General features: G+C 64.8%; 16 protein-coding genes. 7 read left to right on the top strand and 9 right to left on the bottom strand.

Annotation, left to right across the window (positions count from 1 at the left end; all coding sequences use genetic code 11):
- Positions 1 to 177 precede the first annotated feature (177 nt).
- The 3 genes from X566_RS06115 to X566_RS06105 form a co-directional block, all read right to left on the bottom strand.
- Positions 178 to 1,317 carry a thiolase C-terminal domain-containing protein gene (locus X566_RS06115; RefSeq protein ID WP_034464429.1) on the bottom strand — a complete coding sequence of 380 codons (1,140 nt, stop codon included), beginning with the start codon at positions 1,315 to 1,317 and terminating at the stop codon, positions 178 to 180.
- A gap of 5 nt (positions 1,318 to 1,322) precedes the next feature.
- On the bottom strand, positions 1,323 to 1,733 hold the full coding sequence (locus X566_RS06110) for a Zn-ribbon domain-containing OB-fold protein (protein ID WP_034464425.1): 411 nt from the start codon (positions 1,731 to 1,733) through the stop codon (positions 1,323 to 1,325).
- Between the two features lie 179 nt (positions 1,734 to 1,912).
- A complete protein-coding gene (locus X566_RS06105; protein ID WP_051443906.1) occupies positions 1,913 to 3,223 on the bottom strand; it encodes an MFS transporter in 1,311 nt (436 codons plus the stop codon).
- Between the two features lie 364 nt (positions 3,224 to 3,587).
- On the opposite strand from X566_RS06105, the gene X566_RS06100 reads away from it, so the two are divergent.
- On the top strand, positions 3,588 to 4,340 hold the full coding sequence (locus X566_RS06100) for an enoyl-CoA hydratase/isomerase family protein (protein WP_034464423.1): 753 nt from the start codon (positions 3,588 to 3,590) through the stop codon (positions 4,338 to 4,340).
- A gap of 176 nt (positions 4,341 to 4,516) precedes the next feature.
- Here X566_RS06100 and X566_RS06095 read toward each other — a convergent pair whose 3' ends face one another.
- Positions 4,517 to 5,461 (bottom strand): LysR family transcriptional regulator, encoded by a 945-nt coding sequence (locus X566_RS06095; RefSeq protein WP_034468049.1) that lies wholly within the window; start codon positions 5,459 to 5,461, stop codon positions 4,517 to 4,519.
- Between the two features lie 137 nt (positions 5,462 to 5,598).
- Between X566_RS06095 and X566_RS06090 the strand changes: the two genes are divergently transcribed.
- Both X566_RS06090 and X566_RS06085 read left to right on the top strand, forming a co-directional pair.
- Positions 5,599 to 6,564 (top strand): tripartite tricarboxylate transporter substrate binding protein, encoded by a 966-nt coding sequence (locus X566_RS06090; protein WP_152539806.1) that lies wholly within the window; start codon positions 5,599 to 5,601, stop codon positions 6,562 to 6,564.
- A 169-nt stretch (positions 6,565 to 6,733) separates the two neighbouring features.
- Entirely contained in the window at positions 6,734 to 7,534 is an 801-nt protein-coding gene (locus X566_RS06085) for an SDR family NAD(P)-dependent oxidoreductase (RefSeq protein WP_034464420.1), read from the top strand.
- A 99-nt stretch (positions 7,535 to 7,633) separates the two neighbouring features.
- Here the strand turns inward: X566_RS06085 and X566_RS06080 are convergent, their stop codons facing one another.
- The 4 genes from X566_RS06080 to X566_RS06065 all read right to left on the bottom strand — a co-directional run bounded on the left by X566_RS06080 (position 7,634) and on the right by X566_RS06065 (position 10,270).
- Positions 7,634 to 8,527, bottom strand: a complete 894-nt coding sequence (locus X566_RS06080; RefSeq protein ID WP_081740075.1) for a sigma-70 family RNA polymerase sigma factor — start codon at positions 8,525 to 8,527, stop codon at positions 7,634 to 7,636.
- Positions 8,508 to 8,975 (bottom strand): carboxymuconolactone decarboxylase family protein, encoded by a 468-nt coding sequence (locus X566_RS06075; protein WP_034464416.1) that lies wholly within the window; start codon positions 8,973 to 8,975, stop codon positions 8,508 to 8,510. The genes X566_RS06080 and X566_RS06075 overlap by 20 nt, the downstream gene beginning before the upstream one ends.
- Positions 8,976 to 9,117: 142 nt before the next feature.
- A complete protein-coding gene (locus X566_RS06070; protein ID WP_034464414.1) occupies positions 9,118 to 9,582 on the bottom strand; it encodes a carboxymuconolactone decarboxylase family protein in 465 nt (154 codons plus the stop codon).
- Positions 9,583 to 9,802: 220 nt separating this feature from the next.
- Positions 9,803 to 10,270, bottom strand: coding sequence for a carboxymuconolactone decarboxylase family protein (locus tag X566_RS06065; protein WP_034468044.1), 468 nt, complete (start codon positions 10,268 to 10,270; stop codon positions 9,803 to 9,805).
- Positions 10,271 to 10,529: 259 nt separating this feature from the next.
- On the opposite strand from X566_RS06065, the gene X566_RS06060 reads away from it, so the two are divergent.
- The 4 genes from X566_RS06060 to X566_RS06045 all read left to right on the top strand — a co-directional run bounded on the left by X566_RS06060 (position 10,530) and on the right by X566_RS06045 (position 14,155).
- A complete protein-coding gene (locus tag X566_RS06060; RefSeq protein WP_034464412.1) occupies positions 10,530 to 11,591 on the top strand; it encodes an amidohydrolase family protein in 1,062 nt (353 codons plus the stop codon).
- A gap of 103 nt (positions 11,592 to 11,694) precedes the next feature.
- Positions 11,695 to 12,810, top strand: coding sequence for an amidohydrolase family protein (locus X566_RS06055; protein ID WP_034464410.1), 1,116 nt, complete (start codon positions 11,695 to 11,697; stop codon positions 12,808 to 12,810).
- A complete protein-coding gene (locus X566_RS06050; protein ID WP_034464408.1) occupies positions 12,807 to 13,220 on the top strand; it encodes a Rieske (2Fe-2S) protein in 414 nt (137 codons plus the stop codon). The genes X566_RS06055 and X566_RS06050 overlap by 4 nt, the downstream gene beginning before the upstream one ends.
- A gap of 128 nt (positions 13,221 to 13,348) precedes the next feature.
- Positions 13,349 to 14,155 (top strand): TIGR03084 family metal-binding protein, encoded by an 807-nt coding sequence (locus X566_RS06045; RefSeq protein WP_051443904.1) that lies wholly within the window; start codon positions 13,349 to 13,351, stop codon positions 14,153 to 14,155.
- On the opposite strand, the gene X566_RS06040 is transcribed toward X566_RS06045, so the two are convergent.
- On the bottom strand, positions 14,136 to 15,386 hold the full coding sequence (locus X566_RS06040) for an ATP-grasp domain-containing protein (RefSeq protein ID WP_034464405.1): 1,251 nt from the start codon (positions 15,384 to 15,386) through the stop codon (positions 14,136 to 14,138). The genes X566_RS06045 and X566_RS06040 overlap by 20 nt on opposite strands.
- Between the last annotated feature and the right edge of the window lie 13 nt (positions 15,387 to 15,399).

The following is a 15,399-nucleotide window of genomic DNA, read 5'->3' as shown; positions in this document are numbered from 1 at the left end:
GAATTCCTCTTGTTGAATCATGCTTTCCGCATGACGTTTCTATGGAAGCCCCACTTTTCGGACATCGGCCCTGAAAAAGAAAGCCCGGAGTTGGTGCTCCGGGGGCGTCGCCGTCTGGGCGGGAAAACCAGGACAAGAAAAAGGGGAGCCGGAGCTCCCCTTTTTGCTAGGCCGCGCTCAGCGCTGGTTGGTGAAGATGATCGTGCCGGAGGCGGCGAACATGCCGCCGACGCCGTGACAGACCGAGATTTTCGCGTTGGGAACCTGAGCCGGTGCCGTTCCGCGCATCTGCCGCACGCTCTCCTGTAGCGCGTACATGCCGTACATGCCCGAGTGCATGTAGGAGAGGCCGCCGCCGTTGGTGTTCAGCGGCAGCTTGCCGCCGGGGCGGGTGTTGCCGTCGGCGATGAACTTGCCGGTTTCCTCATACGGCATGAAGCCGAGGTCACCGAGGCCATACAGTGGCAGGTGGGCGAAGGCGTCGTAGATCATCAGGTGATCGACGTCCTTGTGGGTGATGCCGGCTTCCTGGAAGGCGAGCGGGCCTGCCACTTTGAACGCGCGCGAGGAGTTGAAGGTCTCCATCTGGCTGACCATCGGGGTTTCCACGCTCTCGCCGGTGCCGAGGATGTAGACCGGCTTGTTCGGGAAGTCCTTGGCGCGATCGGCGCTGGTCAGGATCAGCGCGCCGCCACCGTCGGTGACGAGGCAGCACTGCAGGATGCGCATCGGATAGGCGATCATGCGCGAGTTGAGCACGTCGTCCACCGTGATCGGGTCCTTCATGGTCGCGCGCGGGTTCTTGCCGGCCCATTCGCGCTGCACCACCGAGACCATCGCCATCTGTTCCTGGGTGATGCCGTAGGTCTTGAGGAAGCGCAGCACCGGGATCGGGAACATGCTGGCGGGGGTGGTGACGCCATAGGGCAGCTCGAACTGGCCGTTCAGGCTGTCGGCGCCGGTCATCCGCGGGGTGCGGCCGATGTTGGACTTGCCGCTCTCGGCGTGGGTGATCAGCACGGTCTTGCAGAGGCCGGCCTCGATCGCCGCCGCCGCATGGCGGACGTGCAGCATGAACGAGCAGCCGCCGACCGAGGTGCCGTCGACCCAGGTCGGCTTGATGCCGAGATACTGGCAGATCTGCTGCGGCGTTTCGACAGCCGTGGCGAAGCCGTCGATGTCGGAGATCTTCAGGCCCGCATCGGCGATGGCGTTCAGCGCAGCATCCGCATGGAGCTGGATCTGCGACATGTCGGGAATGACGCCGAGCTTGGTGGTTTCGGCGGCGCCGACGACTGCGACTTGGTTTCTACGCATGGGTCTTAGCCTTTCGCCGGACGGAACATGGGAAGCGTGGTCTTGTCGTCGATCTTCTCGAACTTGACCTCGAGCTTCATGTCGAGCTGCAGCGCCTCGGGTGTCTGCGGGCAATCGACGATGTTGGTCATCATGCGCGGGCCTTCATCGAGCTCGACCACGGCGATCGAGTAAGGCGGGGTGAAGCCCGGCGCCGGGCGGTGGTGGATGATGTAGCTGTAGAGGAAGCCCTTGCCGGACGCCTTGAACACGGTGACTTCGCGGTTGCCGCAGGCGGGGCAGAACGGACGCGGCGGGAAATAGGTCTTCGAGCAGCTGTTGCAGCGCTGCAGGCGCAACTCGCCCGCATCGACGCCGTCCCAGAAATGCTTGGTTTCCGGCGTCGCCTTCGGACGCGCGCGTTGTGGTTCAGCCATCGATGGAGTCTCCTCGGCCTTTTTGGATTGAAGATTGCGAGCCGGACGGCTCGGACGGGCGTTCTTGTCGGCGCGATTATCTATGGTGGGGCGCCCGCGGTCCAGCCGCCCGGCCTGCCCGTGGCGCAGACACCGCATGCGCAGACTTCATCTCTGAACCAGTATCGGGCGCGAACCGGTTATCGGTTTGGTAACCCGGCTTGTGTCGGCGCAAGGGCCGGCGATTCGCCGGCGGCGGCGTCGATCTCGTCTTGCTGCGCGGCGGCGACGGCCTGGTCGCTGCCATGCAGCCGATCTGCATCGCGCAGCTTCGGAAACAGATGTGACACCGCCGCGACCACCAGCAGCGTGCCGACGCCGCCGATCACGGCCGCGGGTGCCGCGCCGAACAGGCTTGCCATCGTGCCCGCCTCGAAGCTGCCGAGCTGGTTGGAGGCGCCGACGAACACCGAATTCACCGCACTGACGCGGCCGCGCATGTCGTCCGGCGTCGCCACCTGGATCATGGTCTGGCGGATCACGAGGCTCACCATGTCGGAGCCGCCGATGACGATCAGCGCTGCGAGCGACAGCCAGAAATGGGTCGAGAGGCCAAAGGCGATGGTCGCGACGCCGAACACCGCCACGGACGCCAGCATGGTGATGCCGGCGCGGCGGCTGACCGGCAAATATGTCAGCCCCAGTCCAACGATCAGCGCGCCGAAGGTTGGCCCGCTGCGCAGGATGCCGAGCTCTGTAGGCCCGACCTTGAGGATATCCTGCGCGAAGATCGGCAAGGTCGCGGTGACACCGCCGAGCAGCACGGCGAACAGGTCGAGCGACATCGCGCCGAGGATGATCGGGTTGCCGCGCACATAGACGAAGCCGGCGACAGCCTTCTTCCAGGCAGAGCCGGTGTCGGCCTGCACCACCGCAGGTGGCGCCTTCACGGTGAGGATCAGCAGCGACGCGGTCGCCGGCAGCGCGACCAGCGCGAGGAAGATGTCTTGGGCGATCAGGGCATAAGCGAAGCCGCCGATCGCCGGTCCGACCATCGCAGCGAACTGCATCGAGGACGACGAGAACGCGACGGCCTGCGGAAACTGGGCACGCGGCACGATGTTCGGCAGCAGCGATGCGGTGGCGGGCAGCGAGAACGAGCGGGCGCCGGAGATCAGCATCGCCATCAAATAAATCGGCAGCATCCGGTCCGGCGCGGCATGGATACAGGCATAAAGCCCGAGCGCGCCGATCGCCTGCGCGGCCTGCGACAGCATCACCACCTTGCGGCGGTCGTAGTGATCGGCGGCGTAACCGGCCATCGCCAGCAGCGGGATGGAGGGCAGGAACTGGGCGAGGCCGATCAGGCCGAGGCTGAAGGCGCTGCCGGTCTGCGCGTACACGAACCAGCCGAGCGCGACCGCCTGCACCTGCATCGCCAGCACGATCAGCATCCGCGTAATGATGAAGCGCAGCAGGTTGGGCTGAGTGTAGACGGGCGGTTGGCTCATCGCGGCGTCAGGTGCGGCCTGTGCTCGACGATCGCATGCGGCTCCGCCGCGCATCCTGCCTCTCGTGAATCGGCGCTGCCGAAACCATGTCGCGGCAGCGGCTGATCCTATCTCTGCGACAAGAAAGCGGCTCGTAACCTTCGTGTCCTTGTCGACGCACGTTCCTTGCCCCGGTCAGATCCGCTTGCTGCGATCCTTGCAGCCTTTTCCCGCGGATGGAACGCCGCATCAAGCTGCTTTCGGCGCGCGCAAGGAATGCGAGCAATGCGCTGGTAAAATCGCTGCGGCGGTCTATGGTCGGCCGGCCGCGTGAGCTGTCACCGTCGAACAACAAAACCGCAGAACAAAGAGAGGGAGAGGCCTCATGCCTGAAGCGAACGGGTCCGCCAGCGTGCTGCGCATCGAGAATCATGGCGCGGTGCGCGTTCTCACGTTGAACCGTCCTGATAAGCTGAATGCGCTTAACACCGACCTCCTGCTCGCGCTGCGCGACGCACTTGCGGATGCGGATCAGGACGACAGTGTCCGCGCGCTGGTGCTGACCGGCGAGGGGCGCGGGTTTTCCGCCGGAGCCGACCTTGGCGAGTTCCGCGGCGAGCAGAACGCCGAGTCGATCAAGCGCAATGCGCTCCGTTCCGAACTGATGTCGCGGCTGCAGGTGACGCTGCGCAGTCTCACCAAGCCTGTGGTCGCGGCGGTGCACGGCGCTGCGATCGGCGGTGGCGCCGCGTTTGCGATCTGCTGCGATATGGTGGTCGTCGGCACCAATCTGAAGTTCGGCTATCCCGAGCTGAAGCATCAGCTGACGCCGACGGCGGTGCTGACCAGCCTGTTGAAGCAGACCGGCCCGAAGGCGGCGTTCGAACTGATCTCGCTCGGTGCTACGCTCTCGGCCGACGATGTGCAGCGGTTGGGGCTTGCCAACCGCGTGGTGGCGCCCGAGGCGGTGCTCCAGACTGCGATCGATATCGCCAAGGCATGGACCGAAAACGATCCCGTACAGCTCGCCGCCACCAAGAACATGTTCTATCGGATGACGGAAATATCGTTCGCGGACGGACTGGCGATCGGTCGCGACGTGTCGCTGGCGATGCGGGGTCGCCCGGCCAAAGCCTGATCCTCATAAAGCCTGACCCTCATGGTGAGGAGCGCGGCACGCATCGTCCCGAAAAGTGGGAACCGGTTTTCGGATCAGATGATGCGCAAATCAGCAGCGTGTCTCGAACCATGAGGCCAGATCGCGATCATCCGTCGAGACGGCTGCGTTAAGGATGAGGCTGCATGCCCGGACGGTCAGCGCGCGGCGTAACGCCGCCATACGCCGTCGGCCACCAGGCGGTTGACCTCGGCGACCACCGTCCGCCGCAGCTCGTTCGGCAGTCGCAGCGTGCGCCGCTCGCGCAAGACCGCGACCGCGACGGTGGACATCAACGCAGGCCGTTCGATCACGCGCATCTTCAGCTCACCGCGCTGCACCTCGGCGTGGACCGCGGCATAGGCGAGGATGGTGCAGCCGAGGCCGCTCTTCACCATCGCCTTGGCCAGCGCGACGCTATCGACCTCCAGCTTCATGCGCAGGTGGACGCCGTGCTGGATCGCCGCCTGTTCGACGATGCGGCGGTTGTTGTGCGGCAGACTCGGCATGATCAGCGGCATGTCCGCGAGATCGCGGATGCGGCACGTTCCGATCTGCGGTCTGATGCGGCGCGACTTGCTCGTTCCGTCTGGCGGCTCGACCACCACCATGTGTTCGCGCAGGATTACGTCGCTGTCCAGCGCCTCCATTGGCGGCGGATTGTAGAGCACAGCGACATCGATACGGCCGTCGAGCAGCCATTCCTGCAGCAGGTTGCTGATGCCGTCGCGCACCTGCAGCGCCACCTGCGGAAAGTCGCGCTGGAACGAGCGGACGACGGGCGCTGCGAGCAAGAGCCCGGCCGCGGGCGGCACGCCCAGTCCGATATGGCCCGAGACCTGGTTGGCGCTGGTTTTCACCGCGTCGCCGGTCTGCCGCAGGAAGTGGATCATCTGCCCTGAGCGTTCGAGCAGGACCGAGCCTGCGCCCGTTAGCCGCACGCCGCGCCCATGCCGTACCAAGAGATCGACGCCAAGCTCCTGTTCGAGCTTGCGGATCTGCCGGCTCAAGGCCGGCTGCGCGACGCGTAACTCCTTGGCGGCAAGGCTGAAGCTCCCGGCATTGGCCACCTGCACGAAGTAGCGGATCTCGCGAAAATCCATCGGGCGCTCTTCCCATGCCGTTTCGGCATAGGAAGCCATTGCACAAAGGTTTTTGTCAATCGCGCGCTCTGCCGCCAAGAATGCGGGCCACAACATCAAGCCGGCGACGATGACCGGCGACGAGGGAGATGGATGAGATGCCGGGATTGATACGCTCTGTCGCGCTGGCTGTTGCGGCCTTGCTGCTGCCGCAGGCGGCGCAGGCGCAGGATTACCCCAACCGCCCGATCAAACTGATCGTGCCGTTTCCGGCGGGCGGTCCGGCCGACACGATCGCACGCGTCGTCGGCGGCAAGATGCAGGATCTGATCGGCCAGACCATTGTCATCGACAACCGCGGCGGGGCGGGCGGCATCACCGGTGTCGATGCCGTCGCGAAGGCCGAGCCGAACGGCTACACTATCGGCATCACCAGCCCCGGTGCGATCGCCATCAATCCGAGCGTGCAGACCACGCTGCCGTACAACGTGCAGAAAGATATCAAGGCGATCAGCCTGGTGACCAAGGTGCCGGAGATCTTGGTGGTCGCGCCGAACGTCGAGGCCAAGACCATCGCCGAGCTGCTGGCGCTGAGCAAGGCGAAGTCGATCAACTTCGCCTCCACTGGCACCGGCAGCATGCCGCATCTCGCCGCCGAGCTGTTCAAGCTCAAGTCCGGTGTGCAGGCGGTGCATATTCCCTATCGCGGCGCAGCGCCCGCGGTGAACGATCTGCTCGGCGGCCAGGTGCAGTTCATGTTCGCCGATATTCCAGTGCTGCTGCCCCATGTGCAGGCCGGTACCTTCAAGGCGCTCGGGATCGGCTCGGCCAAGCGCTCGCCGGCGCTGCCCGATCTGAAGACCATGGGCGAGCAGGGCCTGCCGGATGTGCTCGCCGACAACTGGTATGCGCTGATCGCACCGTCAGGCACGCCGCCGGAGATCGTCGCCAAGCTGAATCGCATCGCCAACGAGGCGGTGAAGTCGAAGGATGTGATCGACAAGCTCGCGCTGCAGGGCGCGGATGCCGAAGGCAGCACTGTGGAGGGGATCAATCAGCTGATCGTCGCTGAAACCAAGAAATGGGGCGATGTTATCAAGCAGTCTGGCGTGAAGCTCGAATAACGCCAGTGATCGACGTGGCTGCGCCGGGTGCCGCCATCGTGCGGACCCGGCGTTGCTTTTTGCATGGTTGTCGTGGATGCGCGGCGGTTATAGCGTTCCTGGCGCGCGTTGCGTGTGTTGCGCATCAAGACGGCAAGACGACAAGAAAACAAGAAGAATGGAGTGAGGCATGGCCGGACGCTTGCAGGGAAAGATCGCGCTGATCGTCGGTGCCGGGTGCGTCGGCCCCGGCTGGGGCAATGGCCGGGCGGAGTGCGTGCTGTTCGCGCAGGAGGGCGCCAAGATCTTCGCCGTGGATCGCGATCTCGCGCCGATGGAGGAAACCGTCGCGCGGGTGAAGGAGGCCGGCGGCGAGATCGTCACTCACACCTGCGACGTCACGCAATCCGCCGATGTCGCGGCGATGGTGAAGGCCTGTACGGACAGGTTCGGCCGCATCGACGTGCTGGTGAACAACGTCGGCGGCTCGGCGCCGGGCGGCCCGGTGGAGATGGCGGAGGAGGCGTGGGACGCCCAGGTCGATCTCAACCTGAAGAGCGTGTTCCTCACCTGCAAGCACGTGCTGCCGGTGATGGAGTCGCAGGGCGGCGGCTCGATCATCAATACGGCGTCCGCATCCGGCATTCGCTGGACCGGCGCGGCGCAGGTCGCTTACGCCGCCTGCAAGGCCGGCGTGATCCAGTTCTCGAAGGTGGTCGCCGTGCAATACGCGCCGAAGCATGTGCGGGTAAATACGCTGGTGCCGGGGCAGTTGCACACGCCGATGGTCGAGGCGCGGCTGGCCAAGACGCGCGCCGGCGGCGATGTCGAAAAGCTACTGGCGCAGCGGCAGGCGCGGATTCCGCTGGGTTTCATGGGCGACGGCCGCGACACCGCAAATGCGGCGTTATTCCTGGCCTCTGACGAATCGCGCTGGGTGACGGGCACCGAGATCGTGCTCGACGGCGGCATGAGCGCCCGCTGCGACTAGACCCTATGCATTGTGGTGCGTATCCGACAGCGCGCTCGACTTAATACCGTCGTCATTCCGGCCTCGTGAGCGTTGCTCGCGCCCCGGAATGACAGTGGTTTATTGAAGCATCCTGGCCACGCCGACATGCTTCAGCTTGTCGGGATTGCGCACCGCATAGATCGCCGTGATCTTGCCGTTGTCGATCTCGAACGCCACCGTCTGGATCACCTCGCCGTTCGCGCTCTCGATGATGCCCGGCAAGCCGTCGACCAAGGCTTGGCGCCAGGTGGATGGCGGCAGCGTCAGGCCGCCCATCTGAATCCGGCGGACAATGCTGGCGAAGAAATTCGCGATCGCCTCGCCGCCGACGATCGGGATCTTCGCGGCCGCGCGTTTTCCGCCCCCGTCCGAATACATGATCGCGTCCTGCGCCAGCAGCGCCTGCAACGGGGCGACCTCGCCGGTGCGGCTCGCTTCATAGAACGCCTTGGCGATACCGGCGCCTTGTTCGGCGGAGACGGGAAACCGCGGCTTGGCGGACCGCACATGGTCGCGGGCGCGGCTGGCCAGTTGTCGCGTCGCGGCCGGGTCGCGATCGATCGCCTGGGCGACCTGATCGAAGCCAAGCCCGAACACGTCGTGCAGCAGGAACGCCGCCCGCTCCAGCGGCGACAGCCGCTCCAGGGCCATCATCAAAGTCAGGGTGATGTCGTCGCTGTCGTCTTCGGTCGGATCGATCATCGGTTCAGGCACCCACGGGCCGATATAGGTCTCGCGCTTTACCCGCGCGGACTTCAGGTGATCGAGGCACAGCCGCGTCACGGTCTTCGACAGAAATGCTGCCGCGTCGCTGACATCGGTGCGGTCGGTCCGATGCCAGCGCAGGAAGGCCTCCTGCACGATGTCCTCCGCCTCGGCGACCGAGCCGAGCATGCGGTAGGCGATGCGGGTCAGTCGCGGGCGTAAGGGAGCGAAAGTGTGGGCTGCGTCGTCAGGCTGCAGTTGCGGCATGTTTGGCGTCTTCGGGGTGAACGACACGGAAGCCCACCGCAAAACGATTGAAGGTGTTGATCGTGGTGATCAGCAGCGTCAGCTCGACCATCTCCTTCGCGGTGAAGTGGGCTCTCAGCTCATTATAGACGTCGTCCGGCGCGCCTGTCTCGGCGAGCTGCGTCAGCGCTTCGGTCCAGGCCAGCGCCGCCCGTTCGCGCGGCGTATAGAGACGGGACTCGCGCCAGGCGTTGAGCAGGTAGATGCGGGCTTCGCTCGCGCCGGCGGTGCGCGCGTCGGCGGTGTGCATGTGCAGGCAATTGACGCAGCGGTTGATCTGCGAGGCGCGGATCTTCACCAGCTCGCACAGGCTGAACTCGAGATTGGTGTCGTTGACCTTGGCGCCGAGGTCGAGCAGCGGCTGGATGATGTCAGGGGCGGCGATGAACGGGTTCACGCGAGCTTGCATGGCTGTCTCCTGGTCTGGCCTTCTTGCGGCCGGCGCTAGTCAGACGAACGGACGCGCGCCAAAACGACATGGAACCGGGATTTATTTTGTCCCACGACCGGCCTTTGGCGACGGTCGTGGTCTTAGGCGTGATTGTGGGAGGTCAGGCCGCCGCTGCGTGCTTGGCATCTTCCGGATGCACGAAGCCGAAGCCGACCGCGAGCCGGTTCCAGCTATTGATGGTGATGACCAGCATCGTCAGCTCGACCATTTCTTTCGGCGTGAAGTGGGCTTTCGCTTGATCGTAGACATCCTGCGGCGCGTGGCTCTCCGCCACCAGCGTCAGCGCTTCGGTCCAGGCCAGCGCTGCCCGCTCGCGCGCGGTGTAGAGACGGGACTCGCGCCAGGCGTTGAGCAGGTAGAGGCGAGCTTCGCTCTCGCCCGCCTCACGCGCATCCTTGGTGTGCATATGCAGGCAGTTGGCGCAGCCGTTGATCTGCGAAGCGCGGATCTTCACCAGTTCCGCGAGGCTGTGTTCGATGCCGCCTGCGTTGACTGCGGCGCTCAAGTCCAGCATCGCCTTCATGCTCTCAGGTGCGGCGGCGAAAGGGTTCAAACGTGGTTGCATGATCGCGTCTCCGTGATGGCCTCGTTTCGGGCCTCATGCCGCCAAGACGAATGGCGGGTGCGCGATGTGACATCGGGCGCAATTTTTTTTGAATCGCAGGCACAGGCCATGGTTCGAGAACGTCTTCGGATAGGAACAGGGGTCATCCAGATGGCAAAGGGCGACCGGCCGCGTGAGCGGGTCGGTCGCGTTGGCTTTAATTGTTGACGATGGAATGCGTTCAAGCCGCGGCCGCGGCGTGCTTCGCATCCTCGGGGTGAACCGAGCGGAAGCCGATGGCGATCCTGTTCCAGGTGTTGATCGCGCCGATCAGCAGCGTCAGCTCGACGATCTCCTTCGGCGAGAACTGTGCCTTGACGGCTTCATACGCCGAATCCGGCGCATGCGTGTCTGCCACCAGCGTCAGTGCTTCGGTCCATTCCAGCGCCGCACGCTCGCGCGCGGTGTAAAGCCGCGACTCGCGCCAGGCATTGAGCAGGTGGATGCGGGCTTCGGTCTCGCCGGCCTCCCGCGCGTCTTTGGTATGCATGTGCAGGCAGTAGGCACAGCCGTTGATCTGCGAGGCACGGATCTTCACCAGTTCAAAGAGGCTGTGCTCGAGGCTCGCGGTCTTCAACGATGCTTCGAGATCGATCATCGGCTTCATGACGTCGGGCGCGGTGGTGTAGGGGTTCAGGCGCGTTTGCATCGTCGCTATCTCCATGCGGGGCTTGTTGTCCGTCTGCATCCAGACGAGTGCCGTCCGGCCGGTGTGACATGGTGGTGCTCTCTCTATCTATTTTATTCGCGAGGACATCAGGCGGCGTTCTGTCTGACGTTACGCTGCTTATGCTCAGTATGTGCATAGGCCGCATGAGACCCGTGCGAGGCGGTTCGATTGCGAGGCTCACCCGGCGCAGTTACACTTGTCGCATAACAATGTGATCTGCCCGGAGGAAACCCAGCCCATGACGTCGGTCGTTCCAGGCGGAGTCGATTGCGACCTGCATCCCGCGCTGCCCGGTCTCCAAAGCCTTCTGCCGTATCTGAACGATTACTGGAGCGATCAGGTCACCAGCCGCGGCATGGTTGACCTCGTGTCGCAGTCCTATCCACCGAACTCGCCGATCACGGCCCGTCCCGACTGGCGGCCGACACAGGGCAAACCGGGCTCAGTGGTAGCCGACCTGACCCGCCAGGCGCTCGATCCGTATGGCACCCGGTTCGGCATCTGCAACCCGCTCTATGGCGTGCAGATGGTGTTCAGCGAGGACATGCAGAGCGCGTTCTGCAGCGCACTGAACGACTGGCTGGCGAGGGAATGGCTGGACAAGGACGACCGCCTGCGCGGCTCCATCGTCGTGCCGATCCAGAGCACCGAGAAAGCCGTTGCCGAGATCGAGCGCTGCGCCCAGGACAAGCGGTTCGTGCAGGTGCTGATGCTGGTGTCCGGCGACATGCCGCTCGGTCGCCGCATCTACTGGCCGATCTATGAGGCCTGCGAGCGGAACGGCCTGGCGCTCGGCGTGCATGCGGGCAGCAACTACCACAATCAGCCGAGCCCGGTCGGCTGGGGCTCCTACCACGCGGAGGATTATGTCGGGAACTCGCAGGCCTTCCAGACCCAGCTCACCAGCCTGATCATCGAGGGCGTGTTCGCCAAGTTCCCGAACCTGAAGGTGGTGATGCTGGAATCCGGCTTCACCTGGCTGCCGACCTATCTTTGGCGCCTGCAGAAGTTCTGGCGCGGGGTGCGCATGGAGACGCCCTGGGTCGATCGCTCGCCGCAGGAGATTGTGCGCAGCAACGTGCGCTTCTCGCTGCAGCCGGTGGACGGTCCGCCGGACCCGGCGATGCTGGAGCGCGTTATTGACCATATGCAGTCGGAGGATTTGATCCTATTCTCCACCGACTATCCGCATTGGCAGTTCGACGGCGAGGCGGTGTTGCCGGATGGGTTGTCGTCCGATCTCGTGCGCAAGATCATGATCGACAATCCGCTTGCGACTTACCCGCGGCTCAATGCTTAAAGCGATGATCCGGACGCGCGTGGTTTTCCGAAATGGTCAGGCTCCAACAGACAGCGATCAACGACGAGTCCGAGCGTCGCGCGGACGTTAAGGGAGAGCGCTCATGAATATGCAGTTCCGGCCCGGTTCGCAGCAAGGCGCGGACGCCGTCGTCAAGCAGGCGATCGCCGATTGCGACATCCACCCGTCCTACCGTGAGATCAGGGATATCTATCCGTTCCTGGAGAAGCGCTGGCAGGAGCACATCGAGACCTACGGCCTGCACCTCTATCAGGGCATGTTGTCCGGCCCCGCCTATCCGAAGGCGCAGCCGAACGCCTCGCGGCGCGACGCGGTGCCGCCGGAAGGTGGCCGGCAGGGATCGTCGCTGTCGTTCATGCAGGAACAGCATCTGACGCCAAACAATGTCGCGCTCGGCATCCTTTGTCCGCTCAACCCGTCGGGGCAGGGCTTGCGCAATCAGGATCTGTCGGCGGCGATGACCCGCGCCACCAACGACTGGCAGATCGCCGCGTGGACCAGCAAGGACAAGCGTCTGAAAGCGTCGGTCGTCGTTCCCAACGAGGACGGCGTCGCCGCGGCGAAGGAAATCCGCAGCCGTGCCGGCGACAAGAATTTCGCCCAGGTGCTGCTGATGAGTCGCAACACCGAGCCGCTCGGTCAGCGCCGTTACTGGCCGATCTATGAGGCGGCGGCGGAGGCGGGGCTTCCGGTCGGCGTGCATGCGTTCGGTTTCGGCGGCCATCCGATCACGTCGGGCGGCTGGCCGAGCTATTACATCGAGGAGATGGTCGGGCATTCGCAGTGCCAGCAGGCCGCGCTGGTCAGCATGGTGCTCGAAGGCGTGTTCGAGCGTTTCCCGACGTTGAAGGTGATCTCGATCGAGGCCGGGTTCGGCTGGGCGCCGTCGCTCGCCTGGCGGCTCGACAAGCATTTCGATCGCCTGCGCAGCGAACTGCCGCATCTGAAGCGCAAGCCGTCGGAATATATCCGCGAGCATGTGTGGTGGTCGACGCAGCCGATGGAGGAGCCGGACAACCGCGAGCATCTGTTCGAGGTGATCAAGTGGATCGGCTGGGACCGGCTGATGTTCGCGACCGATTATCCGCACTGGGATTTTGACGATCCAGCCCGCGTGCTGCCGCCCGGCGTATCCAAGGAGGATCGCGAGAGCTTCTTCATCGGCAACGCTCGGACCGTGTTCGGGATCGCCGCATGACCCGTCATGTGATTGCCCCGGTGGGCGACTTCCCGCCGGGTGAGCGCAAGTTTGTCACCATCGACGATCGGCCGATCGCGATCTTCAATGTCAACGGCGAGTATTACGGGCTGCTCAACCGCTGCCCGCATCAGGGCGCCTCGTTCTGCGAGGGCTCGCTGATCGGCCTCGCCGAGTCGAACGAACCCGGCGAGATCACCTATAGCCGCCGCGGCGAGATCCTGCGCTGTCCGTGGCACGGCTGGGAGTTCGACATCAAGACCGGCCAGTCCTACTGCGACCCGCGAAAGTTTCGCGTCCGGCCCTATCCGGTCTCGGTCGAGTCCGGTGAGAGCGTGGTGAAGGGACCTTACGTCGCCGAGACCATCGCCGTCACGGTCGAGAACGATTACGTGGTGGTCGATCTCTGACTTCGTTCTCAGGCCTGCGGCATACGCGATGCTTGCGATTGCGGCGGCTTGACTGCGCCGTGTGGTGATGCAGCAATGGCGCTATCAATCGAACCTAGAAAACACAACGTATATGATGGGCAGGGCAGATGCTGCGTGAGATCACCGACTTCCACGACGAGGGCAAGGAGTTGCGCGGTCTGCTCGAGACGCTGAGCGAGAGCGACTGGCAGCGCAAGACGCTATTCAAGGACTGGACTGTCAATGACGTGGTGCTGCACTTGCATTGCAGCGACATCTCCGCAGCCGCTTCCGCGCGCGATCCGGCCGAGTATGAGGCGCTGCGGCAGAAGATCATGGAGGTGCGCAAGGGCGGCCTGTCGATGATCGAGGAATCGCGACTGCGCTTCCCCGACCTGAAGGGCAGGGCACTGCTGAGGCGCTGGTGGGATCAGCTCGAGGCATTGTGCGATCTGCTGGCGACCAAAAATCCAGCGACGCGCTTGAACTGGGCCGGGCCCGGCATGGGCGTGCGCATGTTCACCACCGCGCGACAGATGGAAACCTGGGCGCACGGCCAGGAAATCTACGACGTGATGGGCAAGGATCGCATCTTCCACGACCGGCTGAAGAACATCGCCGTGATCGGCGTGAAGACGTTCGGTTGGACCTTCACCAACCGCAAGCTGCCGGTGCCGGTGGACGTGCCATATGTGCGTGTGACCGGTCCGTCGGGCGAGGTCTGGGAGTGGAATGATCCCACCAGCGGTACCTCGGTCGAGGGTGACGCGGTGGAGTTCTGCCAGGTGGTGGCGCAGACCCGTAACGTCGCCGACACCAGGCTCGCCGTGAAGGGCGAGACCGCGCAGCGCTGGATGGCGATCGCCCAGTGCTTCGCCGGCCCGCCGAACGATCCGCCGGCCAAGGGCACGCGCTTCAAGGCTCGGGCGGCCTGATCGCTGGCGCGGCGGGCGTTGCCGATGCGCCGGGCCGGCTTCGGCGGGCCAGCGAAGGCATCTTGCGTGCCAGCACACGCCAAGCCGTCAGCGGCAGTTCGATCAGGCCGGGCGTCGGGTCGTCCCAGGCGAAGCTTGCAAACGTCAATCGCCGGCGCAGCGAGTGCAGGTAGTCCGCGAATGTGAGATCGCCGCGCGCGATCAAATGCAGTGCGGCGGCTGCGTCTCGCACGGTGTGGATCCAGGCATGGCCCGGCGCGGCCGGTGTGGCGGGGATCGGTGCGCTGGTGGCGAGGGCGTGCAGCACATGGCCGAAGTTGGCGCCGGAGGCCTCGCACAGTGCCAGCCACGACCACGCGCGCGGATTGACGTCCAGCACCTTGTAGCTGCGATCGCGCGCATCGAATTTGAATTCGACCTCCACCAGCCCCTCGAAGTCGATCGCACCGAGCAGTGTGGTTGCCGCGGCGCGCACGTCCTCGTTTGCGACGATCTCGACGAAGGTGCTGGTGTAGCTGAAGTCGATCGGATACTGGCGGGTGCGGCGCGCGGTCAGATCGGCGACGGGTTTGCCCTCGCGCCAGACCCCGGCATAGGAGAACTGCGTCTCGCCGCCGCCGGGGATCATCTCCTGCACGACGACGTTTTCGTCACCCACCAGCGCCGCGGCGGCGCGATACCGCGCCAGCAGCTGATCGCGATCGTCGGCGCGCCACGCCTTTGCCTGGGTGAAGGCGTTGCGTTCGGTCCGCATCGCCGGCTTCAGCACCACAGGGTACTGGACCGCGAGTGCTGCCGCCTCGGCGTCGCTGCCCGCCTGATAGGCGCGCGGGACGGCGATGCCGCTTGCGGCGGCGGTCTGCGCGAGCTGCTGCTTGTCGCAAACCCGGCGCAGGCTGTCCCAAGGGCTGCTGATGATGCGGTAGCTTTGCCGCAGCCGCTCGAGATGGTTCGCCACCAGCCGCAATTCGTTATCGCCGCAGGGGATCAGTAGCCAGCCGTTGCAGCCCTGCTGTCCGGCAAAGCCGATGAGCCAGGAAGCCGCATCGTTCGCGCCCGGCCCAGGCCAGCCGGAGTGTCGGGTGACGAAGCGGGAAAAGCGGGGCAGCGGGTGATCGTCGGAGACCAGTGTGACGGGAATGCCGCGGCGGCCGAAGCTGCGCGCCAGGGCGAGGGCACCATGCGCGCCGCCCAGGAGAACCACTCCGGGATGATTGGTCGGAGCGCTCATTGCGAAGGCGCTC

Source organism: Afipia sp. P52-10 (assembly GCF_000516555.1).
GTDB lineage: Bacteria > Pseudomonadota > Alphaproteobacteria > Rhizobiales > Xanthobacteraceae > P52-10.
The sequence above is the reverse complement of the archived record's forward strand: the minus strand, read 5'-3'. Positions and strand labels throughout refer to the sequence as shown.